The 25,650-nt window shown below is 62.1% G+C and carries 17 protein-coding genes and 1 pseudogene; 6 read left to right on the forward strand and 12 right to left on the reverse strand.

Features of this window, described 5'->3' with window-relative positions; genetic code table 11:
- Positions 1–163: 163 nt before the first annotated feature.
- The 9 genes from OKW30_RS17150 to OKW30_RS17190 all read right to left on the reverse strand — a co-directional run bounded on the left by OKW30_RS17150 (position 164) and on the right by OKW30_RS17190 (position 18,953).
- Complete coding sequence (locus OKW30_RS17150; protein WP_429347175.1) at positions 164–2,173, reverse strand: DEAD/DEAH box helicase; 2,010 nt, start codon at positions 2,171–2,173, stop codon at positions 164–166.
- Complete coding sequence (gene brxD, locus OKW30_RS17155) at positions 2,170–3,483, reverse strand: BREX system ATP-binding protein BrxD (protein WP_429347176.1); 1,314 nt, start codon at positions 3,481–3,483, stop codon at positions 2,170–2,172. The genes OKW30_RS17150 and brxD overlap by 4 nt, the downstream gene beginning before the upstream one ends.
- Positions 3,480–6,203 carry a BREX-2 system phosphatase PglZ gene (gene pglZ / locus OKW30_RS17160; protein WP_429347177.1) on the reverse strand — a complete coding sequence of 908 codons (2,724 nt, stop codon included), beginning with the start codon at positions 6,201–6,203 and terminating at the stop codon, positions 3,480–3,482. The genes brxD and pglZ overlap by 4 nt, the downstream gene beginning before the upstream one ends.
- On the reverse strand, positions 6,200–9,898 hold the full coding sequence (locus OKW30_RS17165; protein WP_429347178.1) for a phage resistance protein: 3,699 nt from the start codon (positions 9,896–9,898) through the stop codon (positions 6,200–6,202). The genes pglZ and OKW30_RS17165 overlap by 4 nt, the downstream gene beginning before the upstream one ends.
- A 31-nt stretch (positions 9,899–9,929) precedes the next feature.
- The gene (pglX, locus tag OKW30_RS17170; RefSeq protein ID WP_429347179.1) at positions 9,930–13,526 is read right to left on the reverse strand and encodes a BREX-2 system adenine-specific DNA-methyltransferase PglX; all 3,597 of its coding nucleotides are present in this window, start codon (positions 13,524–13,526) and stop codon (positions 9,930–9,932) included.
- A gap of 37 nt (positions 13,527–13,563) precedes the next feature.
- Positions 13,564–17,817 (reverse strand): BREX system serine/threonine kinase PglW, encoded by a 4,254-nt coding sequence (gene pglW, locus OKW30_RS17175; RefSeq protein ID WP_429347180.1) that lies wholly within the window; start codon positions 17,815–17,817, stop codon positions 13,564–13,566.
- A complete protein-coding gene (locus OKW30_RS17180) occupies positions 17,814–18,035 on the reverse strand; it encodes a helix-turn-helix domain-containing protein (RefSeq protein ID WP_429347181.1) in 222 nt (73 codons plus the stop codon). The genes pglW and OKW30_RS17180 overlap by 4 nt, the downstream gene beginning before the upstream one ends.
- A 347-nt stretch (positions 18,036–18,382) precedes the next feature.
- Positions 18,383–18,751: a tyrosine-type recombinase/integrase gene (locus OKW30_RS17185; RefSeq protein WP_429347182.1), complete on the reverse strand. Its 369-nt coding sequence runs from the start codon at positions 18,749–18,751 to the stop codon at positions 18,383–18,385.
- Entirely contained in the window at positions 18,708–18,953 is a 246-nt protein-coding gene (locus OKW30_RS17190) for an Arm DNA-binding domain-containing protein (protein ID WP_429347183.1), read from the reverse strand. Before OKW30_RS17190 ends, OKW30_RS17185 begins: the two co-directional genes overlap by 44 nt.
- 393 nt (positions 18,954–19,346) lie before the next feature.
- On the opposite strand from OKW30_RS17190, the gene OKW30_RS17195 reads away from it, so the two are divergent.
- On the forward strand, positions 19,347–19,613 hold the full coding sequence (locus tag OKW30_RS17195) for an Arm DNA-binding domain-containing protein (RefSeq protein WP_429347184.1): 267 nt from the start codon (positions 19,347–19,349) through the stop codon (positions 19,611–19,613).
- A 466-nt stretch (positions 19,614–20,079) separates the two neighbouring features.
- Here the strand turns inward: OKW30_RS17195 and OKW30_RS17200 are convergent, their stop codons facing one another.
- Both OKW30_RS17200 and OKW30_RS17205 read right to left on the reverse strand, forming a co-directional pair.
- Complete coding sequence (locus OKW30_RS17200) at positions 20,080–20,205, reverse strand: hypothetical protein (protein ID WP_256211476.1); 126 nt, start codon at positions 20,203–20,205, stop codon at positions 20,080–20,082.
- Positions 20,205–20,348 carry a hypothetical protein gene (locus tag OKW30_RS17205; protein WP_176133875.1) on the reverse strand — a complete coding sequence of 48 codons (144 nt, stop codon included), beginning with the start codon at positions 20,346–20,348 and terminating at the stop codon, positions 20,205–20,207. The genes OKW30_RS17200 and OKW30_RS17205 overlap by 1 nt, the downstream gene beginning before the upstream one ends.
- A gap of 66 nt (positions 20,349–20,414) precedes the next feature.
- Between OKW30_RS17205 and istA the strand changes: the two genes are divergently transcribed.
- From istA to OKW30_RS17230, 5 genes and pseudogenes are all read left to right on the forward strand, one after another.
- Positions 20,415–21,917, forward strand: coding sequence for an IS21 family transposase (istA, locus tag OKW30_RS17210; RefSeq protein WP_429345680.1), 1,503 nt, complete (start codon positions 20,415–20,417; stop codon positions 21,915–21,917).
- Entirely contained in the window at positions 21,904–22,668 is a 765-nt protein-coding gene (gene istB / locus OKW30_RS17215) for an IS21-like element helper ATPase IstB (RefSeq protein WP_429345679.1), read from the forward strand. The genes istA and istB overlap by 14 nt, the downstream gene beginning before the upstream one ends.
- On the forward strand, positions 22,665–22,886 hold the full coding sequence (locus tag OKW30_RS17220; RefSeq protein ID WP_429345678.1) for a hypothetical protein: 222 nt from the start codon (positions 22,665–22,667) through the stop codon (positions 22,884–22,886). The genes istB and OKW30_RS17220 overlap by 4 nt, the downstream gene beginning before the upstream one ends.
- 64 nt (positions 22,887–22,950) lie before the next feature.
- A complete protein-coding gene (locus OKW30_RS17225) occupies positions 22,951–24,123 on the forward strand; it encodes a tyrosine-type recombinase/integrase (RefSeq protein ID WP_429347185.1) in 1,173 nt (390 codons plus the stop codon).
- A gap of 358 nt (positions 24,124–24,481) precedes the next feature.
- Positions 24,482–24,577, forward strand: a pseudogene (locus OKW30_RS17230) (helix-turn-helix transcriptional regulator); the annotation flags it as partial.
- A 102-nt stretch (positions 24,578–24,679) separates the two neighbouring features.
- On the opposite strand, the gene OKW30_RS17235 reads toward OKW30_RS17230, so the two are convergent.
- A complete protein-coding gene (locus tag OKW30_RS17235) occupies positions 24,680–25,315 on the reverse strand; it encodes a TetR family transcriptional regulator (protein ID WP_429347763.1) in 636 nt (211 codons plus the stop codon).
- Positions 25,316–25,650: the final 335 nt, after the last annotated feature.

The raw sequence follows: 25,650 nt of genomic DNA on the forward strand, positions 1-25,650 counted from the left end.
GGTGTAGCAGACTTCGGCCTTTATCGTCGGTTTTGCCGTCAACCGTGAAAAGCTTTTGCCACCGCTGGAGATTGGGCAATTTGCTGGGCGACGACGCTGACGACATGCTCAACCACAACTCCAAGAGTACCCGTATAGGATGCTCGATATCAGAGCAGCCTTTTCACTCTGTATCAACAAGCCTGCGCCGCCTGGCAATGCGTAGTGCCAGGTCACACGGCAGCATCTTGTTAAATTTGATCAGCTTGACGAGTTCCATTAGTGCATTATCCTCAATGCACTCCGAAGGCGGTATTTCCGACTTGATGCGAGGATCCAAGCGATAGTCGATTGAAAGACCGTCGAACCGATATGCGCCTCGCGCGGCCTCGCGTAACATCCGTGTGCGGTTAGCCAAGGTGCCGGCGAAAGTCCATAACTTGAAGCGGCCAGCCGCTAGCGTTTGCACGGCGCCTGCAGTGACGGGGGTCACATTACGAAGCTCATCGAGCGCAGCCGTCGCGCGCTTTGAAAGCGTCGCGTGTTCGATCCCGCCATTTTCCAGCACGAGGCCGATCGCCCGCGCGAGCTCCGCCCCGAATTCACGCCCTCCTCCCGTCCAGCGAGCCTTGCCTCCTTCTTTGGCTGGTTCCAGCCAGACGACGCGTTTTTTCCAGTCGATCTCCTTGACCTTCCAGCTGCGTCCCGAGAGCAATACAAAGTGCGGGCCCTGCTGAGCGGCAAACACAGACGGATCCAGAAATCCCAGTTCCGTACTTCCGTGCCGGGCTGAAAGCAGTTCAGGGCCGCTGAAGGTCGCCATCAGGTCACGGTAGTGAGCGGCGCCAAAGGCCCGCTCGGCGGCGGGGCCAATCTGCACAACATCGTCTGGATCGACAAACAGATATTGGCCGACAGCGAGCCCGTCGATTAGCCGCTCGATGTCGACGGGGGTGAGTCCGGGAAATGAGCGAAGCAACGCATCGCGCAGACTGCGCAATAGCACCTGGCCCAACTCCAGCGTGAGCAGAAGGGTCTGCTGAGCGACCACGTTCCACGGTTCGGGCGGTGGGATGGCCGCCTCCACCCAGCCCATTGACCACAGCTGACAGACACCGAGCGCAGTCAGAAGACCCTGCTCACTGGTTGTCAGGAACAGGCAACTGCGACGGGAGCCTGCCCGGCGACCGCTGCGGCCCATACGCTGCAAAAAAGATCCGACTGAAGCCGGCGAATCGATCTGGATCACACGGTCCAGGTCGCCGACGTCGATGCCTAGTTCAAGCGTCGACGTCGCCACGATGACGCAATCGCGCTCTTCGGCGAACGCCGCCTCGGCATGTCGTCGTTCGCTGGCACTGAGCGACGCGTGGCTGACGAAAGTGCGCACGCCAAGCCGGTTCAACGACGCCCCGAGTTTTTCCGCACTTGACCGGGAGTCGCAAAACACAAGACGCTTTTCGCCACGATACATTCGCGAGACGACTGTCGCAGCGTTTTCCAGGTTGCCGACCGCGTCGATGGTTACGTCCGCATCGGTCGATACCGTCGAAGACCCGACAACCGACCTGTCACCGGTCGGAGCGAACCACGCGAGTATGTCTTCCGGGTTACTTACGGTGGCCGACAAGCCTATGCGCTGGATCGGCTGCGGCGTGTACTCGTCGATTCGTGCGAGCACAGATCGCAAATGCCATCCGCGGTCGTCCGCGGCAATCGCATGCAGCTCGTCGGCGATGACTGTTTGCACGTTGCCAAACCACGACTGCCGCTCCAGCCTCGGCGAGATCAGCATGCCTTCGAGCGACTCGGGCGTAGTCAACAGGATGTCCGGCGGCTCCCGGAGTATGCGGCGTTTCCGACTATCAGCGACATCGCCGTGCCACACTTCCACGGTGCGGCCGAGCAAACTGGCGTATCGGGCTAGCCGCGGCTCCAGATTATTGAGGAGCGCCTTGATCGGGCAGACATACAGGACACTGAGCCCACGCCACGCTTCGGTCGTCATCCGCGATAGAACCGGGATGATTGCCGCTTCGGTCTTGCCGCCGGCGGTGGGGGCAAGCAGAAGGCAGTGGCGGCCCGAGTGAACCGGTTCGATCGCCTGGAGCTGCGTGGGCCGCAGCGTGCTCCAGCCCAGAGAATTCACAACATGGTACTGGACGGCGGGGTGCAGGCGCTCGAATGCCGTCATGGCAGCTCGATGTCGTCGATGGAACTCGCGCCGGAGGCAGCCCGTTCGTTCACAGTCATCTCGGTGTCGGCAAGGGTCAGCTTGTAGTTTTGACGAGGATTGAAATTTTCGTACAGGTCCACCCGGTCCAATACGTCGCCAACGAGCTTTTTGAGGAAGAGACGTGGTGCGACGCCCACCTTTCCTCCAAGCCCACCGGCCACAGCGGTAGCAAGCGTGTCCACGTACGCGTCGTCTGCCAGCCGACGCAATCGCACCTCGCTGGATTGTCCGGTAGCGAATATGTCGCGAACACGACGGCCCACCTCGACCAGCGCCGAATGATTGAAAGGCTGGAGCCGAATCTGCACTGCTCTGGGGTTGTCAAACTGACTGTCAGTCGCGAAATCCACGTGGAGCCGCTGAGCCAGTGGCGCGAGACGTTGAACGCCCTGCGGGCCGTCATAGAACGCGGGCGTGCCGGTAATGACAAGATAAAGTCCCGGAAAGCGTCCCGCGTCGATCTCATCAATCCACTGTCGAAGAGCGTTCAGACCTTTCTCGCGCGTGTCGGCCCTCATCCGTTGCAGCGTTTCAACTTCGTCCAATACCAGCAGCAATCCAGCAAAGCCGCTGTCGCGCATGATCGTTAGCAGCCCCACGAGAAAGTTCGTCGCCGTGAAGTGATCGAGATCTCCCTTGACGCCGGCGGCACGCTTGATGCCCGCGGCGACATTGGGCTGGCCGGCCAGCCAGCTGATCAGGCCATCGGCCAACTGGACGTTTCCCTCCGAGAGGGCCTTGCGATATGCGCGCAGCACCGCCGAAAAGGCCGGTGCCGATCGGCTGATCAATGCGAGGCGTGCCTCCATCAGCTCATTTGTGCGCTCAAGCAGGGCCGCCATGTCGCTGGCGTCAGTCCGGCCATCCGCCAGTACATCCTGCTCGAGCGCGAAGAACCAGCCGTCGATAATGCTGCGGAACGCGCCGCCCGGCGTGTCGCTCGTGCCCAACCGCTCGACCAGACGTCGATAGACGGTTTCGAGCCGGTGCAACGGCGTCTCAGTTTCGTTAATCTGGACTTCGCTCGTAGCAAATCCCCGGGCGCGCGCGCGTTCCTGCAACCAGCGTCCGAAGAAAGTCTTACCGCTGCCGTACTCGCCGCGTATTGCCTTGAAACCGGCGCGGCCTGTGGCCACTGCGTCGAGTTCCGCATCCAGCGCGGGAGCCAGTCCTCCGAGCCCCACCGCCAGTGCATCCAGCCCGGCGTTTGGCACTGTGCCGCGGCGCAACGCCGAAATGATCTCTTCCCTTCTAGCCGCGCCGATCATCGCGAGTCTCCCGCTGACGGAGCGCTGAATTGCTGCATCAGCAACGCACGGTTGATTTCCACCGTGTCCGATGTGTCGTCCACGGTCAGCACCTGCGCCTGATCGACATTCAGCATTCTGCGTGCGGCGCTCAGCATGCCGCCGAGTCGCAGCTCGGGGATACGTAGTCGCTGAGCCAGTGCCGCACGGGTCAGCTTTCCGCCCCGTTCGTCGAGCGAGTGGAGGAGCGTGCGCATCTGCTCGTCCGGCAATGCAACGCGCGCTGCGAGCTGACGCTGCGAGGCGTATAGCACAGACGTCAGGACCACCGTGACCCAGTCAGCCGCTTCCGGCGCAGATCTCCGTTGCAGCACCGGCAGATCCTCGTCGCCGAACAGGCCGACTTGCGGGCCGCCTTGCGGAGTCGGCTTGGCCGGAGCCCGTTTGGCTGGTGTCCTGCTTACCGGGGCAGGTTGCGCCGGCCTGAACGTCGGCTCCGGCAGATCCCACCATACTGGCTGCGGCGGCGGGGCAGGCATCCAACCGCCGACATTGACGCCGAATGGCGCGAAGACGCTCATCGGCACGATGGCTTCGGCGAGCGACGCCCCACCGTGATAGCCATTCTTGCGGCCGGTGTAGCGGGCAGATTCACTCCAGATGCAAATCGCCTCGTTGCTCCCCTCCGGTGTCAGGACACGGTTGCCGGACAGCATGATCTCGCGGGCATCCGCGATCTGCGAACCGGCGCGCCAACGGTCGTTGATTCCGCCAGGAATCTGGCTGCTGTTTTCTTCCAGCATGTGCCCGTGATCCGCGGTGACGATCACGATGCGCCGGGAGTCCCGTGCCTCGCGCAGCAGCGGCAACAGCAGCCGGAGGTCTTCCAGGCTCCATCGCTGGTGCAACTGGTCAGGCCCGCTCAGATGGTCGTCGACGGCGTTGTAGACGACACCGACCACCTTTTGCGATGCATCGGCAAGCGCCTCGCGCACGTCGCCGGCAAGACTGCCGCCCGCGCTCAGGTCTCCCTTGTGAAACAGTTTCGGTGAGTGGATCGCACCGCCGTGAGGCAACAGCGCCGGATAGGTACGAAATGCGGTCTTTTCGTTGCTTGCGGCCCCAACGGCGATTCGACCGCAAAGCAGACTCGTGCGGCTCACGGTGGTGACCGTCGGGAACGCCGCCAGTCCGAGCAATGGCTTGCCGCCGGCCTCGGGGGCAAGCTCGACCCATCCGTGGCGTTCCGGCCGCTCGAACAGCTCGCGGAAGATCGACAGGCTGAGCCCGTCAACGACGAGCAGTAACACGGAGTGCGACGACGCGAGTCGGCCTACCAGCTCTTGCAGTACAGACTCGACCGGAAGGACGCGCTCACCGGCCGCCGCCGACTCGCGCAGGCTGGTCGCAAGTGTCGTCGCGAACCCATTGTTCAACTGGCCGCGGCGCTGGGAAACCACAAGCCGCAACGACGCGTAAGCCGCAGACAACTCCGGTAATTCGTCGCCTCCCAGCAGCTTGAAGCGAGCCCAGTCGACAAACGCACCGTCGTCTGCATAGGTTGCAATGTGCTGCGCCAGATTCGCGGCAGCCGATGGCGCACGCAGCAGCCAGCGCGCCAGCCGCCGGGCCATGCGGACCCGTTCGACACGTAGCGGTTGCTGAGGCGCGAGATGATGATCGGTCACTGCGTTGGCCGCGTCCTCCAGTTGCGCCGCATGCGCATCGGTCGGCGTCGACACATGCTCGCTCAACACCTGTGCGAATTGTGCGAGGCGTTGCTCGAAGCCGCCCCGCAGCCAGTCACTCCGGTATGCAAAGTCCGCTACGCGCAGTTCCCGCATGATCGCGTCGGCGCGTTCGAGCGTCGCCATTGCATCTTCAGGTGACGTATGTTCAAGCAGTCGCGTGGCCTGATTGGCCCATTCCCGGCCTTCGGACACCGAAATATGCTGGTCGGCGACATACCGCTCCATGCGAACCGCGGCTTGCGCAAGCACGGGTATACCTTCGGCGGCAGCGCTGAATACGACGTCGCAAACGAGGCCAAGCGGCGCGGCATCGAATCCTCTTCCCGCGTCGATGCAGCGCACGATCAACGAGCCCGCAGGACCGGCGTGGCTGCTCATCCATTGCAGGATGTCGCGACGGGCCTTGGGCGACAGTTTGTCCAGCAGCACCGGTAAATCCGGGCGTTGTGCCCAGCGCATCAGCGCGGCGGCGTCGGATTGCGTGGCATCGAGACCGAGGCAAAGGCGAAATACTTCGCGCCAGGCGGTCTCCAGATCCAGAAAGTCTCCCGGTACCGGCGTGAATGGCTTGCCGTCCGCGCTGTCAATCAGCATGTCGGGCATCCAGTCATAGCGGCCCAGACGGGCATCCGTTTCCTTCGCCCCGAACATTCCGCGCAGGATCTCCCATCCTTTCGGCTGGAAAATGCGCGCGCGCGCCAGTCGTGAAGCCACGTCGTCCGGAACGTCCGTGTCTCTTAGCGGCGTCATCAGGATGAGGCCGTCCGTGCCCGCACCGGCGGTTTCGAGGTCCGTCAGCGCCTCGCGCAGCGCGAGCCGGCTTTCGCACCAGCGCAGGTTGTAACGCCGGCCGGCTCGTTGCAGGAACTCCGGCCACGGCCCCTTTGTCGACGCACGAATCGCCACAACAGAGGCGTTGGCGTCGCGCTGCAGGACCGAGTCGAGTTGGGCGCCGATCTGTGCGATCGAAACGATCTGCGTTGAGCTCAATGTTGCGTTCCCCCTCTGCGCTGCAAGCGCCAGTGCAGGGTCAGCTCCAGCTCACTGTCGTTGTCCACCTTCGCCTTGAGTTGCTGAAGGAGCGCCGACGCCGACCGGGCATCCAGATCCGCGCGCTGGTTTTCTTCAACGACTATCGTGAACGCGTCGTGGGTGGGCTCTGGCGGCTGAAACGGTGGTGGCGGTTCGGGGGACTCCGGTTGCGTGACAGGTGACCTGTCTGCTGCCGGAGACGATGCTCCCGCTTTAGCCGGCTCGGACAACAGGCCAACCGCATCGCGGACCAACTCGTCCAGCTTGATCTTTAACCCAATGACGTGCTCGTCGTTGCGCAGCAATTCGGCTAGCTGCGCGGCAAGCCGTTGACCCGCAGCCTGTCGGTGGTCCGACAGATTGCGGACGGCGTCGAAGAGTTGCCAGTTCCCCCGGAGCAGTGCGTCTACCGCGGCCTGTGCCTGAGCGATCGCGATGCCGACCGCGGTTTCGGAGGTTTCGAGCGACGCGGTGGCGAGAGTTGTCACCAGCGTGGAGTCACTGGCATTCGCCAGCGCGTCGAGCAGCACCTGCGCCGACTCCGCCGTGCGTTGACGCGCACCCGGCTCGCCCGGTGCATAGCGGGCCGTGCGGTCGGCCACGGCCGACACCAAGCCCCCGACCGCGGTGCGTTGCGCGTTGGCCTTCTGCTTGACCTCCGATACCAGCTTACCCGCGTTGGCCGCGTTCAACGTCTGTGCCGGGACGAGGCCGAAAAGGCTGGACGCGCGTTGAAGCGCAGTCTGCCAGTGCGCGGCCGACGGCAACCGCTCCTCGCGAAGTTCCACGTCGTCCGGCAGCCGGTCGATGTCAGGTTCGAAAGGGCCGCCGTGATGCAGGAAACGACGGTTCGTCTGTGCCGCAAAAGCCAGGATCAGGAGGTTCTGTAGCTCCGTCGGCAGACCCATCGGCCTCGGCTGATCTATCCATTCGCGCAGCTTCCCGACGGTCAACGGCCCACCGCCTTCGAGCGCCATGCGTTGCGTAAAGTGGGACTGCCAGTAAGTCTCAATCAGCAAGTGCGTCTCGGCCATCTGACCGAGTTTCAACGGGTTGACGATGGAGCGCACGACTCTTCGCGAGGCCTGATCCGTCACGAGGCTTCGTTGTTGTGGCGCATCGATGGCGGCCCGGACTTCAGCCCAGACTTTCTTCACCGCGGAAGGTTTGATCTCAGTGTCGAACAGCGGATGTGCCGGGTACTGATGGGTAATAAGCTGATCCAGCAGGTCTTCAAAAGCGGCCTTGAAATCGGCACCCACGGGGGGCCTTGGCGCCAGCGTCGGATCGAGTGAGCGGAACTGTTGCTCGGCCGTGAGGACATGAGACACCGCTTCTTCCGGCTGCGTGGAGATGCCGTATGCCACCTCGAGCGCGCTACGGAGCTTTGCCCGTAGCGAATCGCGCTGGTTTCTGGCCAGAACCCGAGCCTGCGCGCGATCGACGATGGACAGATGAGCCGCGTACTGATCGAAGCGCTCACCCTGGAGGATGTAGTCGAGAATGACATATCGCCCGAGGTCATTCAGCGCCTTCTGGCTCAGGAAAGACGGCAGCCACACGAGGGTCCGGGTGCTCCCGCCACGGTAATCGCCTAGCCGGGCCAGATCGTCGTTGGGCGTCCGGTTGGGTTCGTCGAACGGGAAGTCGAGGATGACGCTCCAGGCGCCGGAGCGGCCCTTGAGTTCCTCGTCCCGCATTTCACGCACGTTTGCGTAAAACACTTCTACCTCGCGCTTCGTCCCGCGCCAGGAAAAGTCATAGGTCAGAAAGAGCCCACCGATGTCCTGCATGCCCAACTGGTCAAAGAGGAGCTCACGCACCTTCTTGCGGCGGTTGCCCGAGTTATCGATGCCCTTGGCTTGATCGAGCACCCGTTCGAGATCGACACCGGTGATCTGTATCGACACCAGCGGATTGAGATCTTCCGTGACCTTGATTTCGCCTACCTCGCCGGCCCAGTCGCGAAGCTTGCGCTGCACCAGCTGCACCTCCTGTCCGGGAATCGGCGACCTGAAGGTGCCGTGATTCAACGCGGCCAGCCGCGCAGGCGTCAGCGCCTTCAGCGATTCGACGTTCGGTACCAGTGCGGACAGCAGCAAGGTTTTGAGCAGTCGCGCATCGTTGCGCAGATTCTTCGCGAGGGCGGGATCGGCCTGACCCAGTTTGCAGGCTTCCCACGTCACGCCATGTTTAGCCTCGAGCATCGGCAACAGGCGCTGGTTGTAAAGCCGTTTTGCGTTTTCGAATTGCACGCGCATGGCCTCGAACGGCTCGTCGCCCTCCGCGATCACGTCCCACAAATCGCCCACCGGAATAAGTTGACCGAGTTCCAGGTCTTCGCGCCGGTCCACCAGCAGTTGCAGCATGAGCTTCAGCGCAGTGCGCTCGCGCTGCAATGCGGCCGACACGGCGATCAGCGTCTGCACGAGTGCCGGGCTGAACGGGTAGACCTTGCGGAACATCTCCCGGTCCGCGTCCGTCGTGAGCAGCGTGTCCAGCACGTCGCGTCGCAACCGCAGCAATTCGTCGAAGGCCGCCGCCAGCGTTGCCTTTGCCGCTTCGTTGATCGGGCGCAGCACGCGCTTCTCGGCGATGGCCGGGAGGTTGCGGTCTTCGAGCGTGATCCGGTGGAAACGGGCTTCCCAATGGCGCAGCACGTCGGTGAATTGCACGCCGATGGCGCCGGGCAGGTTGTCGCCCACCAGTTCGCGCAGGTCACGCTGGCGAGCGACGAAGCTGATCAACGGAACCGGCCGGTCGGCGTTGGTCGCCTCGACGAGCTTGACCAGCTTGGTGCCTTCACGGCTGACGAAGTTGACATCCGCGGCGTGACTGGCGAGCCACAGCACGAGTTCGTCGAGGAACAGGATGACTGCGTCGTAGCCCAGATCCTGCGCGTGGCGGCTCATGATCGCGAGGCCGTCGTCCAGCGACACGAACGATTCGCTGTCGCCGGCCAGCGAGCGATACGCGGAGAAGAACTGCGCGATCAGATCGCCTACGAGGCGTGCGCGTTCGGGGCCGTTGGGCGGCTCCAGCATCGCGGCTTCGAAGCTCGTTGCGTCCCATCCGGTATCCAATGCACCCCATCCGCTGCCGCCGCTGGCGCTGCCTTCATTGAGCTTGCTGAAAAATGCCTCGTCTCCCAGACGGGTCCGGAAGGCCTCCGCGTCGCGGAACAGTTCCTCGGCCAGATAGAAGCCCGGAATAGAAGCTCCAGGATGCAAATGCCGGACATACTCGGCGTACTGGCCGAGAACGCCGGATTCCATGTCCCGGGCGCCGATCATGTGATACGGCACCATCAAAAAGCGCTTGCCCCGCGTCCAGGTGGTCTGCGCGACGGCGTCGGCCAGTTCGGGGATCGCGCGTGCCTGCGTGTTTCCCGCGAGCAGCAGGTTCAGCACGGCCATGAAGTGGCTCTTGCCTGAACCGAACGAGCCGTGCAGGTAAGCGGCTTTGCTCGTGCCGGAAAGCACCGCCTGCTGGACGAACCCAAGCGCATTCTTGAAGGCGTCCGCGAGCTGCGGCGTGACGACGTAATCGCGCAGTGTCTGCTCGGGGTGCGTGACGCCTTCGGACAGCTTCAGCACGAAGTCGCCCTGGTGAACCCGCTCGGGTATTGAAATGAGCTCTTTGATCAATGGCATGGGGGGTCTCAGGTTCGCTTTGCTCTGTACTTTAGGCTAGTTTGCGGCGCCCACGACGGGCCGGCGCGGCGGCCGGTTTCCACGCGCGCAGGTCGTCGAAGGTGTAGCCGAGTTCCCGCGCCTGGTCCGCGAGGAAGCCGGCGTAGTAATCGCCCATGCGTTCGCCGAAGGTCGGATCGATTTCGTTGTGCCACTGCTTGAGCCACGGCACGAGTTCGAGCAGTCCGGACAGCAACGGTTGCAGGCGCTCGCGCGGCCACCCCTCGTTGTCCTTCATTTCGAGGTAGCAGGCGGCGATAGCCGTGGCTTGTTGCAGGTGGTTCCAGCCGGCCCATGCGATAACGAGGCTTGTATCCGCGCCGCGTTCGCAGTAGGGATAGCTGATCCAGCGTTCCTTGGGCACATCCAGGCCGCCTCGCAGGCGCCAAAACTCGGATTTCAGAAAGTCCTTGCTCTGATACTTGGGCGGCACGGGGATCTTGCCGACGTCCTCGCCCGCATCCTCGCGACGTTGCTGCGTCCAGGTGTCTTCCCACTGCGCGCGTTTGCGCAGGCCGCTGTCGGTGTAACGCAGCACGGGCAGAAAGGGCACCGATTCGCTCGCGACGAGTTCGGCCACGATCTGGCCGACGTCGAAGTCCGAATGGCCTGCGTACAGTTCGGCGATCTGCGTGAAGTCGGCGTTGGTGCGCACTGCGTCTGCGAGGCGGCTGACGGCGGTAAGTTGTGGCGGTTGGTCGTCGCTGGCTGGCCACAGGTGTGGGGCTTCTAGCTGATCCAGCAGCCAGTCTCGTAGTGCTACACGTTCCAATGTGCCCCAAGCCGTTGTCTCCCACCTTCTCTTGCACCCCATGCTCTCCATCAGCCCTGTATTGCGATCATGCTCGATCAAGTCGATACGACGCTGAACGATCTGTCGGTATTCTTCTGGCCAACGAGCAGGGATATCCACAGTCGGAATGATGTTTAACCACTCAAACCATTTGGTCTCAAGCACACCCGCCGCAACTCGGCGAGCAAGGACGATTTCAAACGCTCGTTCACCGACAGCGACTTCGGGCGGGCGTGAGTAGGTCAATGTCGCCGGCGGCAAGTCAAGTGGAAGCACGCCGTACGCTGCATAAGCGTGCCAATCCAGCTCCTCCTGCCATGCAACCATGTGGCGCCGGATTGAAGCTGCCTTTTCCCGGGAGGTATCGAGTGTCTTGCGGTCGGGCAACAGTCCGCCGGCCGCCGTCTTTGCTAGCAGGGCCGCCGGTTCGCAACTCCTCAGCTCAGAGGCCAAATGATCCAACTGGCGCGCCAGGTTGACTGGTCGTTCAGCCGCGAGTGGAAAGTCGGAGATCTTTGTGGCATTGAAGGCATAGAAATCATGCCATTTCTCGTCCTTGCTGCTTCCGCCGCCGGGCCCACCCTTGTTGTGACACACTTGCTGAAACCAGAAGCAAGCTATTGATGAGTTCAGTAATCCCAGCAGGCCGAGATAATCGTCCTCGCTACTACCCTCTGCCAGCTTGATCACGGGCGCCGTCTGCTTGAAGACCTTACCGCCGCGCTCAAGGACGAAGTGGTTGTGGGTGGCGACCTCGCCGAAGGTAATGGTCAGAGGGGAAAGCAGCCTTTGTCGATACACCTCCCTCAGATCCCACCATCGGAGGCCGCGCTGCTCGACGGGAACCCCGAATGCTTTTCGATCACGCAGCGAAGTGCGATACGGCCAGAGATACTCGATGTGTCTAACCGTTTCAAGCGGTTCGAGATCGTGACCGGAATTGTCGTAAGGCCACAGTACAACTGACGTAGGCATGCAACTCCAGTCGCGCACTTCGTCGCCCTCTACTATTACGCGTACATGTTCTAGGCAAGAGCGTTTTGGCACGCCATTCGGAGCCATTAAACAATTATCCTCGCCGGTGATGACGAGATATCCCACGTCTGCGCTCGCATCGGTCAATCTTCGACCAATTGCTTCAATAGCCTCACGTAACTGGACAGCCCCGCCGCCCCCAATACTCCATGGGTGCTTTGCGAAGGACGCCCGAGGAATATCATCGACAGTCAAGAACTCGCTTTCTGATCCTGCACGATCGATTTGCGCGACGATTGCTGACCAGACGAATCCGTGTGCCGGATCATCGGGTGCGCTGGGCTCGCCCTTAATGCCCATCACAGTGCGGATGGCACTGTTCACGGGACCGCGATGGCGCCCAAATAGCATCACTGTCGGTGTGCCGTGCCCGGGGATGTAGGCGCCCGAAGTGTCAACAACGTGCGTCAGATCCAGCCGCGGCAATACCCCCTCGATCAATTTGCTGCCGAACTCGCGCTTCATGAACGAGTTGGCGGTTATCAGTCCGACGTAGCCGGCCGGCCGACCGTTACCGGTCAGAGCCAACTCGAAAAAGCGTTCAGTGAATGGGCAACCAAGCGAATACTGGCGATGGCAACTGGCATAGCGCTGCCGGTACGCCGCATTCAGCGCCGCGTCCTTCACGGTGATATACGGCGGGTTGCCCACCACCGCGTGGTACTGCTGCCCCAAAACACGATTGACCTCTTCCAGATCCTCGCTGGCGTACGCGTGCGCAAGCTCGGTCCCGGCATAAGTCTCGGCGGCTCCAAACATGTCGTCAGTGGCCGACAGACCAAAGCGCTTGCCGTGCAGCAGACTGTCGCCAATAGCAACATTCAGTTTGAAGTTAGGCGCTTCTGAAAGACGATGCACATCGCTAGCCTTGAGCGCCGCCACGAGCAAGCGGAAGCGCGCAATCGCGACGGCGAACGGATTCAGATCGACGCCTGCCACAGCATCCAATGCTTTCTGCGCGACATCGCGCCGATTGCGTGCAGGATCATTACGCGCCCATTCATCCACGAGCCGATAAAAACCACCGAGCAAGAAGTGCCCGCTACCGCAGGTCGGATCGATCATGCGCGCTTCGCGGAACCCGAATTCGCGGATCGCCGGTGTGAGCGTGCGGTCGAGGATGAATTCCTCGACAAACTCCGGCGTCTGCAGCAGCGCATAGCGTTTGCGAGTGGCCTCGGACAGATCCTGATACAGATCGCCCAGGAAGCGCGTATTCCAGTCGGAGTCGGTGAAGTCGTGGATCAGCGTGCCGGTGTTCGGGTCCACCTTCTGCCAGAACTGACGCAGTTCCATCGCGGCATCGCCGCTGATGCCCAGTCGGAAAACCGGGTTGTGCGCCTCGTCGAAGAACGTATGCAGGCCCGGCAGCATGCCCGCTTCGCCGAACGCGCCTAGCAGATATTCGCGGTCGCTATGCGTCGGACGCGCCTGGAAATAGGCCTCGTGCCGATCGCGTGCCAGCGCCAGCCGGCCCGACTCGGGCGTGCCGCCTAGCCACGGACGATCCACGAGGGTGTTGTCTTCGATGAAGCGGAGGAATACGCACGAAAGCAACCAATGCACGCCGGCCTGGGTGATGACCTGGTCCGCCCAGCTTTCGAAGGTCTCGGCCGTCCGTTCCGCGTCGCGCGCGGCTTGCCATTCGGCGGTCAAACCGGCCTTGAGCTCGGATACGTCGGCGATACGTTGGCGCAGATCGTCCTCCAGCCGCTTGAGCTGGCGTGTGAGACCGGCGAGGAGTTGCGTGGCGTTAATCAAGGTCTTCTCTTTTGTTCTCGGTTGTAGCGGGTGACTGTCAGTGCGTCTGTGCAGCAATTCCTGCAAGATGCACATCATCGACCCAAGGCTGGGTGAGCGCTGTCACGCCACTCGCATTGACGAGGGGAACTGGCGTTGTATCGATAAACGCAACACCGGGCTCGTGGCAGGGCAGCAGCAGCCATACGGCAGGTGTGCGCCCAGGACGGCCAGCGGTCGCCTCCAGCTCGCTGATTACGTGCATCAAGTCGTAGCGAGCCAGCAAACCCGCATTGACGACCAGCAGAGGGGCTGGGCTGTCCAGCAAGGCCTTCGTCAGTGCCGGGACTGTGCGCTTCATGAGACCAAGCAGATTGCGCCAGTCGCGCGAGCCTGATTCGGCGCCGTCTGCCCGCAATACTACAGACCAGTCGACGCCCAGCTCGGCTGCCTGAGCGCGCAGTTCGCGCAGCAGCAACGCGTCAACGCTAAGCCGTTCCAGCCCTTGCGGCCGTAGCTCGCTTGTGCGGAACCGCTGCAAGAGCTTTGCCTCTGCCCGCTGCGCAATGCGCGGTTCCGTCGTCAAAACCAGCAGGCCGCCTTGCTTGAGGCTGTGCTGCAAACGGTCTTCTATCGCTCTTGCATCGGCTACGGCGGCGGCCATCCGCGGCGACGCGCTGTTATCCGCAGTCGAGTAATCGACGAATCGGGTGGTTGTGCCGACCGTTGCATGGGTTCCCAAACTCTGTCGTCGGTAGGCGCCGGCACCGTGATCGCAGGACTGATCCCATTGCAGTGGCGCGCCGGCTTCTTCCAGCAGGCGGTCGAGGTCGGGTCGCTTCGGCAACGGGTCGGCCTCGGGATAGCGTCCGTGCACCCGATCCTGCAATTCACGAACCTTCAGCTCCACGGCACCGATCAGCGCGCCCATCGATTGTTTCAGCGCCATCAACGCCGACATGCCACGCGGATAGATCTCTTGCCGGCTGGAAAGCGCCGCCTGACGCGACGCCATCGTTGCGAGGCGAAGCAGACGAGCGGAAGCGATCGGCGGAATGGCCATTGCGTCGTCCGCGTCCAGGTCGACGCCGTACGGAGACGGCGTCGACACGGCTTCGAGCGCTTCGAGGACGCGGCCCGGTGGCATTAACGGGTCCGCTAACGCACAGGTATCCGCGACCGTCCCCAGGTGGCGGGCGTAATCGGCCCACGGCTGGGACGTCGCGACGAGCGCGACCGGGCTGTGTTCGAAGATCTCGAAGCGGGGTTTGTCGAGATGCGACTCGGCTTCGAGTGCCGCCCGAGTGACGGCGCAGGCGAGCCGCAGGCGCTCCGCATCCTCCTGGATCGCACACCCACGCAGCGCCAGCAACGCGAACGCCACTTCGTGAGCTGTCATGACCTGCCCCTGAGACGCAAGCAGCGCATCGAGCTGCGTGCGGAGTTCAGTGAACGCCTTGTGCTTGAGCCAACGCTCGCGGGCCTTGATCAACGCTGTCGTCAGCGTGCCGCGATCCAGATGGGACGCCTGCGCAGCGTCTCCCAACGTCGGCCAGTCGCCGGCGGGAACTTCGTCATCGAGGCCCAGGTAGTACGCGAGCGCGGCTTCTTCCGGGCGGTCGTCGCCGGCAGGGCGACGCGGCAGCAGGATCTCGGCCAGCTCGTTGACGGTAATCGCGCCCTTGGTGTCCTCGCCGTCGTCGTCGCCGGCCGTGTGCAGGCTGCCGCGCCCCTGGGTGAGGTCGGGCCGCAAATACGCCAGCTCCTTGGCCTTGATCCGGATCTCCTTGCGAATCTTGTCTCCCACGCCGCGCAGATACCGGAACCGGATGCGGTCGACCGCGAGCAGCTCGCGCGCGTTGTGGATGCCCATGCGCTCGAGCACGTCCTGCGCTTCAAGGCTGTAGCCGAGTTCGGCCATCGTGGTCTGGATCGTGGTGGTCAGCGCGATGGCTTCGAAGCTGTCGGTCGCAGGCGGGTGCGTTGTCGACGCGCGTTCGAAGACATGGCGCCAGGCTCGCAGCATCTCCTCGGCATTGTCGTGACGTTCGCGGAAGTCGCGCCGCAATGCCTTCGAAAAGAACTCAGTGAGGGGCTGCCGCACCACGGGATCGAAGACATCGGACTCGATGGTCGCCTCGACATCGAGCATGGCCGGCGCCGTCCGGCCATCGCCCCAACGCGGTGGCTTGCCTACTGCCATTTCGTAGAGCGTGACCGCCGCAGCGAAGCGTTCCGCCGACAGATCCCAACGCCGGTGAGTGCGAAGCGAGAGGAACGGGTCCAGGTAGGGCGGCGTTCCGGCAGTGAGGTTCTCGGCAGGCGTGCGTGTCAAAGAAAAATCGAACAGCACGAGCTTGAGCCGCTTCGTGCGCGATTCCGTGATGCCGATGTTGTCCGGCTTGATGTCGCGGTGGATGACGGCCGCGTCCTCGATGTGCCGCACGGCATCGATCAGCTCTTCACCGAAGCGCTGCAACATATCGAGCGAAAGGCGCCCTTCGCGCTTTAGCTTCTGCGCGAGCGTTTCTTCGCCGGCTCGCTTCAGCAACAATGCGGTGCGGCCCGCGACCGTGCGCTTCTCCCGCAGCGCGACGATGTTCGCGTGTTGCAGCTTGCCTAGCGCATCGGCTTCGGCTTCGAGGTTTTGGCTCCGGGACGCATCGACAGCAACTTTCAGGACGAGTTCTTCGTCGCTGCCGTCCGGGCGCACGAGCAACGCGTCGCTGGACGAGCCCCGACCCAGCCGCTTGAGGACCGTGAAGCCGCCGTCGACCCGGTCGCCGGGGCCGGCACGGCTTGGATCAACGGTGCGTTCCGGATCGGGTGCGGTGAGTTCGTCTTCGACTTTATCCAGGTCGTCGAGGAAGCCCTGCACGGAGTCGTATCGCGTCACGACTTCCGGGTTGGTGGCGAACTGAACGAGTTCGTGCAGGCGCGTGCTGCAACCATCGAGGACGTCCGAAAGACGCAGGCCGGGCCCAAGCCGCAGCTTGTCCGCGAGTTCTAGTGTCGAGGTGGCGGGTGCCTGCCCGCTGAAGATCAGGTACGTGAGACACCCAAGCGCAAAGATATCCAGCTCCGCACCATGAGCCGGATCGGCACGCGTCGTTTCCGGCGCGAGGTAGACGAGGCCAGGATCGTCGACGTAGGCCTCGACGTGCTGCGTTCCGGTGGTGTGGTTGACGCTGCCACCGGGAGAGGCCGCCTCGCGCGCAGCCGTTTGCCAGTTCATCAGCTGTACGTTCAGCTCCCCGCTTTCGACACCGCGAACCAGCACGCTTTGCGGACCCAATGCCCGATGGAATAGGCGACGTGAATGGGCAAACTTCAGCACTTCCGCGATCTGGCGCACGAGCGCCAGCCGGTGGCCCGCATTCATTCGCTGGCCGTGGTCGCGAATGAGGTGATCGAGGCGGACCGCCTTGGGATCGTGATCGAAGATGAGAGCTGGGCCGAGTTCGGTGTCCTTGTAGTCGCGGCAGCGAAGGATGCCGCTGTGCTCAATGCCTTCGAGGATCTTGAATTCGCGCTGGGCCTGGGTGACCCGCGCCTGACGCTCTTCCGGGCTCGTGGCGCTAGCGAGGTTATAGATGCGTACGCGACGCTGGACCTCAACGCTGACGTGTTGGGCTACCCACTCCTGATAGCTGGGGCCGTCCACGATCATCTTGATCAACTGGTAGTCGCCAACCTGACGATGCTTGTTCGACGGACGGATTCCGGCTTCCATCAACCCGCGTGCAATGGTATTAACCTGCTGGCTGTCCACCGGCGGATGCTGGCTAGGGCGCACACCTCGGGAGAGTGCGCCGATGATTCCGCTGTCTTCAAGGTCGCCCGGGCGCCCTCGAAGGAACACACCGGAGCGGGCATGTCCCTGCAGCTTGCAATGGAGCGTCGTGGACGACAGGAACACCAGCGGCTCGATGAACGGCAGCCGGATCTTGGCCTTCACCACCGACCGCTGCCGTCGCAGCAGGCTGGCGAGGCGTTTCGATTTGCGGTCCGTGAGGAGCAACGGGTTGTCCACCGAGCGTTCGCGGCCGTCAGTAGACCATGTCCACGTATGGGCGTCACCGGAAACGGTCCCCGGCCGGGATTTGATCTCGATGATGAAAAGTCCTGCAGGCGTCAGCGCCAGCGCGTCGACTTCATTGACCTTGCCTTCGTCGTCGATGAATTCGAAATTCGTCCAGACATGCCACGGGTCGCGATCGGGCAATTGCGCGCGGAGCCACTCAAGCGCTTCGCGTTCCCAGGGAAAGTTGGATTCGGCGATGACATGCCATCGGTTGGCGCTCAGGCTCATACGTTGCGCTCCGCCTCGTCTGGAACATATTCAAAAAGGTCTGCGGTTCCGCACCGGAACAGCTCGCAGAGTTTGCTGATCGCCGGTAATTCGATGCGCGTGGCCGTCTCGTTACAAAGAGACGTCACCGTGCTGCGGTTCAAGCCTGTTATGCGGGCAACGTCGGAAACGCGCAGCTTGTTGCGGCCCATCAGGGCCGACAGATGGCAGCGGATCATAGCGGATTACGGGGGCGGAATGCTGCGCAGGATAACATTTTTCTTTGGACAATACACGAAGAATGCCCTGCCTACCAACCGCTGCTGAGCGCTGCTTCGACTGCAGTCTTTTCTCCGGCGTACTCCCCGGTGCATCACGGACAAGCTAATGCCGCCAGTCCTTAATCCGGACTGGACGGAGAAGTAACACCAAAGCCTTGATCGACTGACCATCAACGTATGTGGAAGCGAAACAGTGCGCTTTTTCTCGGCGCGAGGGACCTGGTCGTCCATCGACGTCGAACGTTTTCAGGCTAACTTCTATCTTTGATAGATTTCTGCCCGCCGCATTAGCTCTTTTGAGCTGGTCAGCGCGGCAATAGTTTGAGAAGTGTGATTCGAGCTATACCGAAGGCGAACACCGCGGAGCAGTTCTGCATCGCACGGTGTGCGGTATCACGTACGCCGCCCTCTTCAATGCGGCGCAGACACCCGAGTATCTCGGGCGCGGTGATTTCGGCGATAGGGCGCTTTCCGAGCCAGGGGAAGAGGTCATTCTCCAACCGGGCGATAACCTTTACGCGGTGAGACTCCGCTTTATCGAACATCATGCGCTCGAACCAGTCACGGGCGACCGCTTCGAAGTCGTTGGCCGCACTGGCGAACCTGGCCGCCCTGGCTGCCTTCTTGTGTTCACTCGGGTCGGTGTCGTTCGCCAGGAGTTTTCGCTTCGTCACGCCTGGTTCGCGCATCCTTCAGACTGACTTCCGGGTACCGCCCGAACGACAGCCGTTTCTCCTTGCCGTCGAACCGGTACTTCAACCGCCAGAGCTTCGACTCGCCTGGAGTGACCTCGAGATACAGGCCGCCCCCATCCCAGATACGCTGGATTTTGCCAGTGGGTCTGGCGTTCCTGATGGCGACATCAGTGAGTGCCATTTGGGGGCATCATGGGCCGGAGGCAAAGGCCTATGCCCCACATGTTGCCCCGACTTTGGCCAAAATGCCACCCGATGTCGTTGGACGAACCTAGATGTAAAAAAGGCCGGAAGCCCTATGGGATAAGGGTTTTCCGGCCTTCTCTGGACTTAACCAGACTTGAATTTGGTGGAGAGGAGGAGGATCGAACTCCCGACCTTCGCATTGCGAATACGAACAAGTGGACGTTCCTTGAGATGGATTTGCGTTGATATAAGTTTATAACTGATTGTATTTTAACCGATATCTTCTCGCCCACCGTCCCATCCAAGTTGACCCGCGCAGCTTCAATGCCACATAATCCGGTTACATGGGGGTTACATGAGATTGCCGGCTTAGCAACAAGGAGATTATGTGGCGAAGGTAAACTTCACAGCAGCCCGGGTAGAGGGGCATCGTTGCGCACCGGGCCAAGTCACCCAAAAGGGCAAGCCCATAAATCAATCGTTCCTCTGGGACAGCAAGACACCGGGGCTTGGCTTGCGAGCCACAACTGGCGGAGCCAAGGCCTACATTTTCCAAGGGAAGATCCACGGCTCGACCGTGCGGATCACGATCGGCGATCCGAGGAGCTGGACGATCGACCAGGCTCAGGAGCGCGCGCGTAGTCTCCAGATGTGAATGGCGGTCGGAATCCGACATTGGATGGCGGCGTCGGACAGCCGGGCGACGCGATTGCTGTTCAGCCCGGCGACTCTGGGACGTTTCATGAGGCTCACATTCGGGTGCGTCGGAGGGAGCCCGTAGGGCGAGCGCAGACGCACCGGGGATGTTCGGTTCGGCAGGGGGATGACGCGGGAATCGGGATGCGGTAGAAGAACGACTACAACTGACCGCCGAAGAAACAGGCCCGACACCGGTCCTAACCGCCAAGTTCATTCCAGTGTCGAGCCCCACACGCGCACAACGGGGTACGGGTGCCGGGCCAGTATGGCACGGCTGATCCGCCTCGTCGATTCCGCTTCGGCATTGACGGGGACTGCCGATGCCGGCCACTGGCCGCCTCTTTCTGTGCGCCCGCTGCCGGGCGCAGGTCGTCGTGTGCCGCCGTTGCGATCGCGGCCAGATTTACTGCGGTGGCGACTGCTCACAGGCCTCGCGCCGCGCCCGCCTGCGCGAGGCTGGCCAACGCTATCAACTCAGTCGTCGTGGCCGCTTTGCACATGCCGAACGGATGCGTCGCTATCGTCAGCGCCTCAATAAAGTGACGCATCAGCGTTCCCCGACACCCGTCGCCAATGCTCTACTGCCACTGACTTCGACGACGACGGCCACCGCATCGACATCCACTGTCGCCGCGCCCGGATCGACGCCTTGCTGCTTCTGTCGCCGCATCTGTTCGGGCCTTGTACGCATCGGGCCACTGCGCCGTCGGGTCTTCCGTGATGTTCGTACTACTACTGACAGAACAGGAAACGACCCATGACCATTGGAGCTGAACTCGAGGCGCAGATCCTGCGCTATTACCACGTGGAGAAGTGGCGTTGCGGCACCATCGCGCGCCAGTTGCGCGTGCACCGCGGCACCGTCCAGCGCGTGCTGGCCCAGGCCGGCCTGCCCAGGATTGGCGCCGTGCAGCGAGCCTCACAGATCGATGCTTACCTGCCGTTCATCCACGAGACGCTAAAGAAGTTTCCCTCGCTCACGGCCAGTCGCCTGTATGCGATGGTGTATGAGCGCGGCTACCGGGGCAGTCACCACCACTTCCGGCACCTGATCTCGCTGCACCGGCCACGCCCGGTACCTGAGGCTTACCTGCGCCTGCGCACGCTGCCCGGGGAACAGGCGCAGGTCGATTGGGCCAGCTTCGGTCACCTGCAGATCGGTCGGGCACGACGACCGCTGATGGCCTTCGTGATGGTGCTGTCGTGGTCACGGCAGATCTATCTGCGCTTCTTCCTCGATGCCCGTATGGACAGTTTCCTGGCAGGACATGCCGGCGCCTTCGAAGCATGGTCCGGGGTCCCCAGGGTTCTGCTTTACGATAACCTGCGTAGCGCCGTGCTTGAGCGTCAGGGCGATGCGATCCGCTTCCACCCGACATTGCTCGCGTTCGCCGCGCATCATCGTTATGAGCCTCGTCCGGTGGCTGTCGCACGGGGCAACGAGAAGGGGCGCGTTGAACGGGCAATCCGCTTTGTACGCGAGAGCTTCTTTGCCGCTCGCAGATTCACGGACCTCGACGATCTCAACGCCCAGGCGGCAATCTGGTGCGCGGGACCCGCTGCTGAGCGGCCCTGCCGCGAAGAACCCATGATCACCGTGCGCGAGGCCTTCGGGCGCGAACAGCCCAGCCTGCTCACGTTGCCGGAGAATCCGTACCCGTGTGAGCTGCTTCTCGCCGTGAAGGTCGGCAAGACGCCCTACGTGCGCTTCGACCTGAACGACTATACGATCCCGTATACCCATGTGCGACGCACGCTCACGGTACGAGCTGATCCCCGGCGCGTACGCATTCTCGACGGCGCCGATCTGCTCGCCACCCATGAACGCAGTTACGATCGCGGCGCGCAGATCGAGATTGCCGCACACATCGATGCGCTCGTCGCAAGGAAGCACGAGGCCCGTCACCATCGCGGTCTTGATCATCTGGCCCGGGCTGCGCCGGCCAGCCGGACCCTGATGCTGCACGCCGCTGAGCGTGGCGGCAATCTGGGCAATATCACCACGCACCTGCTGCGACTGCTCGACCGCTATGGCCCGGCCGAACTGCAGGCCGCGATCGAGGAAACCCTTGCCAGCGACGCGGCGCCTCATCCCAATCCGGTACGTCTGGCGCTTGAGCGCCGGCGCGAGGCACGGCAGGCCCCGCCGCCAGTCACCCTCATCCTGCCCGAACACGTGCGCAACAAGGACACGCTGGTGACACCACACCGGCTCGACATCTACGACCAGCTTGCGGGAGGCGCCGATGAACACGCCTGAGAACCTTCATGGGCGCGCGAACGCCCTGCGTCTGTACGGACTGCTCGCGCATTGGACCGATGTGGCCGCCGAACAGTGGGTCGCGCCGCTGTTGCAGTGGGAAGAGGATGAGCGCGCCCGCCGATCACTGGAGCGACGTATCCGCGATGCCCGCCTGGGCAACTTCAAGCCGCTGTGCGACTTCGACTGGAGCTGGCCCACGCGCTGCGACCGGCTTGCCGTTGAAGAGTTGATGTCGCTCGGGTTCGTCAGGGATACCGCCAACGTCGTGTTGATCGGCCCGAATGGTGTCGGCAAGTCAACCCTCGCGCTCAATCTCGCCTATCAGGCGCTCGTGCACGGTCACACCGCGCTGTTCACTACCGCCGGTCAGATGCTCGGCGAACTGGCCGCACTGGACAGCGATTCGGCGCTGCGTCGACGCCTGCGCCGCTATGCATCCCCTGACGTCCTGGTGATTGATGAGGTCGGTTACCTCTCGTACTCAAACCGCCACGCCGATCTGCTGTTCGAACTGGTCAGCCGCAGGTACGGATCGGCAAGTACCGTGGTCACAACCAACAGACCGTTCTCCGAATGGCACGAGGTGTTCCCGAACGCCGCCTGTGTCGTCTCGCTCGTTGACCGGCTGGTCCATCGCGCCGAAGTCATTGCCATCGAGGGCGAGTCCTACCGGGTCAAGGAAGCGCGCGAGAGGGCCGAGCAACGCGCCAGCAGACGCAGTAGCGCGCGTGCGGAGAAGAAATCATGAAGCGCCTGGCACACCTGCCTTCGGGCATCACCCGTGGGCTCGACTTCCTGATACCGGACAACTGGTCGCCGGAACAGGCGCTCGCCGTCGTCGAACTCATCGGGGATCTGCGTGCCCGGATCTGCATGCACTATGACCTCGCCCTGCATGACCTGCTGCACGAACAGCATTCCCCTCCCGAGGATCCCAATCTCAACGACATCGGCGATCCATTCTGATTGGGACCGGCCACCCCGACCGAGGCCGTCAACGGCGCTTCATTGTTGACGGTCCTGGTGAACCTTGTGCCGCCATTTATGTGCGGATTTACGCCGCCGTCAACACCAGACGCTAATTGACGGCGGCGTTGATCCACGCGAACAAGAAGCAGAGCAGAAGGCTGCACATGAAGCCCGGCAGGCAGCGAAGCGCCGTCAGGACGTGACTGTCGGCGAAGCGTGGGAGCATTACTTGGAGCATCTGCGAACAAAGATCTCACCCAAAACGAAAAAGCCGCGGTCGGAGAGATACATCCTCGACCACATCAACCTCTCGTCGCCCGGCGGAGGCATTGCAAAACGCGGCAGCAAAGAAAAAGTGCGTGGACCATTGGCTCCGCTCATGGCGCGCAGGTTGACCGAGATCACGGCAACATCCATGTCCGAGTGGCTGGAGGTCGAAATATCCCGGGGACCAACGAATGCCGGCCATGCCTTCGGTCTCTTTAAGGCGTTCATTCGGTGGTGCGACACTCACGAGACGTACGCGGGCATCATCTCCCACGACGCCTATGCCTCACCAAAGGTCAAGGGCATTATCCCTCGCAGCGCCGCGAAGGACGACTGCCTGCAGCGCGAGCAGCTGCCTGTTTGGTTTAGCGCGGTACGTGGCATCGCGAATCCAGTCATAAGCGCATACCTACAAGGCCTTTTGATCACCGGAGCCCGTCGGGAGGAGCTAGCCGCATTGCGCTGGGAAGACGTGGACTTCCGGTGGCGGAGCCTGACGATGAACGACAAGGTGGAAGGTACCGGCGGTCGGACTATTCCGCTCACCCCGTATTTAGCGAGCCTATTGCTGAATCTTCAACGACTGAATGAAGCCCCTCCGAACAAACGCCAAACCGCACGTCTTGCACAAAGGAGCGAGCAGTGGGAGCCGTCCGAGTGGGTGTTCGCCAGCAAGACCGCGTCGGATGGGAAGATTGCCGAGCCGCGTCATGCACATAACCGCGCGGTGGCGCCGACAGGTTTGCCACATATTTCGATCCACGGCCTGCGTCGATCGTTCGGCACGCTGTCAGAGTGGGTCGAAGTCCCTGTCGGCGTCGTCGCCCAAATTCAAGGACATAAGCCGTCGGCAATCGCCGAGAAACACTACCGGCGCCGCCCCCTCGATCTTCTGCGTATGTGGCATGACAAGATCGAAGCTTGGATGCTCAAGCAAGCGCAGATCGACTTTGGGCCGCGAAAGTGATGCCACGCGGAACGTTCGGCTGCTCGCCCGCGGCCTGCGGTGGCTGAAAAGCTGCCGCGACGACGAATGGGAAGTCGTCGCAACCGTCGTCGCCCACTTATGCTAGGCGTTGTACGCCTCGTAGGTTGAATTCCGCCGCCTAAGCGGCAGTCACCGGACTATGCGGAAGGACGCGCTCCTTACCCAACGATTCCCGTGCGTTGTTCGGCGCCGCTTCTATGAGACGAAGGATCGAACTCCCGACCACTCGATACTTAACATCCGCCGGTTCGAAAAGGCAGAGATACCCCCAAAAGTGCCCCCAACTTTGCCGCCTTGCCAGTTACCCACCAATTAGCTTCACAACCTCAGGGAACATGGAACGTACCCGCAGCCGGTTTCTCTTGGTCCGCGCTGCGTTGCCTGGAGAGCGAGGGATATCCAACGACTCGTCAACGAAGGAGTACAGTCTTAATGCGTTTACTTGGCCTTCAGTGAAAGCTGTGCAGCCCGGTGGTCGAACGTGCGATCCAGCTTGCGAAACTTCTTTGGCCGTGTTTTCCTCGGCCACTTTGCGTTACCGCCGCATCAAATACGCGAGCAGCAGTTCTGTATTCATATTGAGCATCTCGCTGCGTTCGGTGGTCGAGCTGAAGTCACGACCGAGCGTGGCCTCAAGCGTAAAACGATTGGAAACAATGTAGTAGCCGAGCCCAGACAGCGTCACATAAAAACGCAACGGATCGACGTTTGCCCTGAACAATCCAGCGCGCTGGCCGCGTTCGAGAATTGAACCAAGCGTCGCGACAATCGGGGAAATCATCTCCCGGATTCTCGTGGACTTTTTCAAGTAGCGCGCCTCGTGCAGGTTTTCGTTATTGACGAGGCGCAGCAGATCGGGGTGATCGCGGTAGTAATCCCAAACGAAGTGCGCCAGCCTGGTGATTGCTTCCACGGGCGCCACCCCATTCAGATCGAGTGCTCTCTCGGCCTCAGTGAGCGCCGCATACGCGTATTCGAGCACCGCCGTAAACAGCTGATCCTTGCTCCCATAGTAGTAGTAGAGCATGCGCTCGTTCGTGTCCGCGCGACGGGCGATCTGGTCGACGCGCGCCCCAAACAACCCGCCGTTGGCAAACTCTTCCGCCGCCGCCAGCAAGATCCGGCGGCGAGTGCCTTCTGGGTCCCTTTTAATTTTCAATTGCTGATTCATGGTGCCCTTCGCTGTCCATACCGCGTTGTCGGGGTCACTCAGCCGCGCCTCCCCTTGAACGCTATGCTGGCTGCGTGGGACGGCCACCCGGTTGTCTGGGTAGAAGACGCCGCCTTTTAAGCGGTCATGCCAAAAGCGGTCCAAGTATGGCACATGGGTCGCCTAGCGCAATCCGGGAAATCAGCGATGCAATCTTGTCTGGCCCCAAAAACACCATTGCCCGCAGTGAGTGGTATGTCGGGCACGAAGTAAGGCAATCCTTCCGCACACGCATTGACGCTTTGATGTCTAAACCCCGGTTATGACGGCTGCCCGGGTGGCCTCTCGATGGACGA

Origin of the sequence: Paraburkholderia sp. Clong3 (genome assembly GCF_050436485.1) — a bacterium.
Lineage (GTDB): Bacteria > Pseudomonadota > Gammaproteobacteria > Burkholderiales > Burkholderiaceae > Paraburkholderia > Paraburkholderia tuberum.

Excerpts from the sequence above, each read along its gene's own strand:
- OKW30_RS17150 (WP_429347175.1), bottom strand. The coding sequence starts at position 2,173 with ATGACGGCATTCGAGCGCCTGCACCCCGCCGTCCAGTACCATGTTGTG.
- brxD (WP_429347176.1), bottom strand. The coding sequence starts at position 3,483 with ATGATCGGCGCGGCTAGAAGGGAAGAGATCATTTCGGCGTTGCGCCGC.
- OKW30_RS17165 (WP_429347178.1), bottom strand. The coding sequence starts at position 9,898 with ATGCCATTGATCAAAGAGCTCATTTCAATACCCGAGCGGGTTCACCAG.
- pglW (WP_429347180.1), bottom strand. The coding sequence starts at position 17,817 with ATGAGCCTGAGCGCCAACCGATGGCATGTCATCGCCGAATCCAACTTT.
- OKW30_RS17180 (WP_429347181.1), bottom strand. The coding sequence starts at position 18,035 with ATGATCCGCTGCCATCTGTCGGCCCTGATGGGCCGCAACAAGCTGCGC.
- OKW30_RS17190 (WP_429347183.1), bottom strand. The coding sequence starts at position 18,953 with ATGGCACTCACTGATGTCGCCATCAGGAACGCCAGACCCACTGGCAAA.
- OKW30_RS17200 (WP_256211476.1), bottom strand. The coding sequence starts at position 20,205 with ATGCGTCACTTTATTGAGGCGCTGACGATAGCGACGCATCCGTTCGGC.
- OKW30_RS17205 (WP_176133875.1), bottom strand. The coding sequence starts at position 20,348 with ATGCGTACAAGGCCCGAACAGATGCGGCGACAGAAGCAGCAAGGCGTC.
- istA (WP_429345680.1), top strand. The coding sequence starts at position 20,415 with ATGACCATTGGAGCTGAACTCGAGGCGCAGATCCTGCGCTATTACCAC.
- istB (WP_429345679.1), top strand. The coding sequence starts at position 21,904 with ATGAACACGCCTGAGAACCTTCATGGGCGCGCGAACGCCCTGCGTCTG.
- OKW30_RS17220 (WP_429345678.1), top strand. The coding sequence starts at position 22,665 with ATGAAGCGCCTGGCACACCTGCCTTCGGGCATCACCCGTGGGCTCGAC.
- OKW30_RS17235 (WP_429347763.1), bottom strand. The coding sequence starts at position 25,315 with ATGAATCAGCAATTGAAAATTAAAAGGGACCCAGAAGGCACTCGCCGC.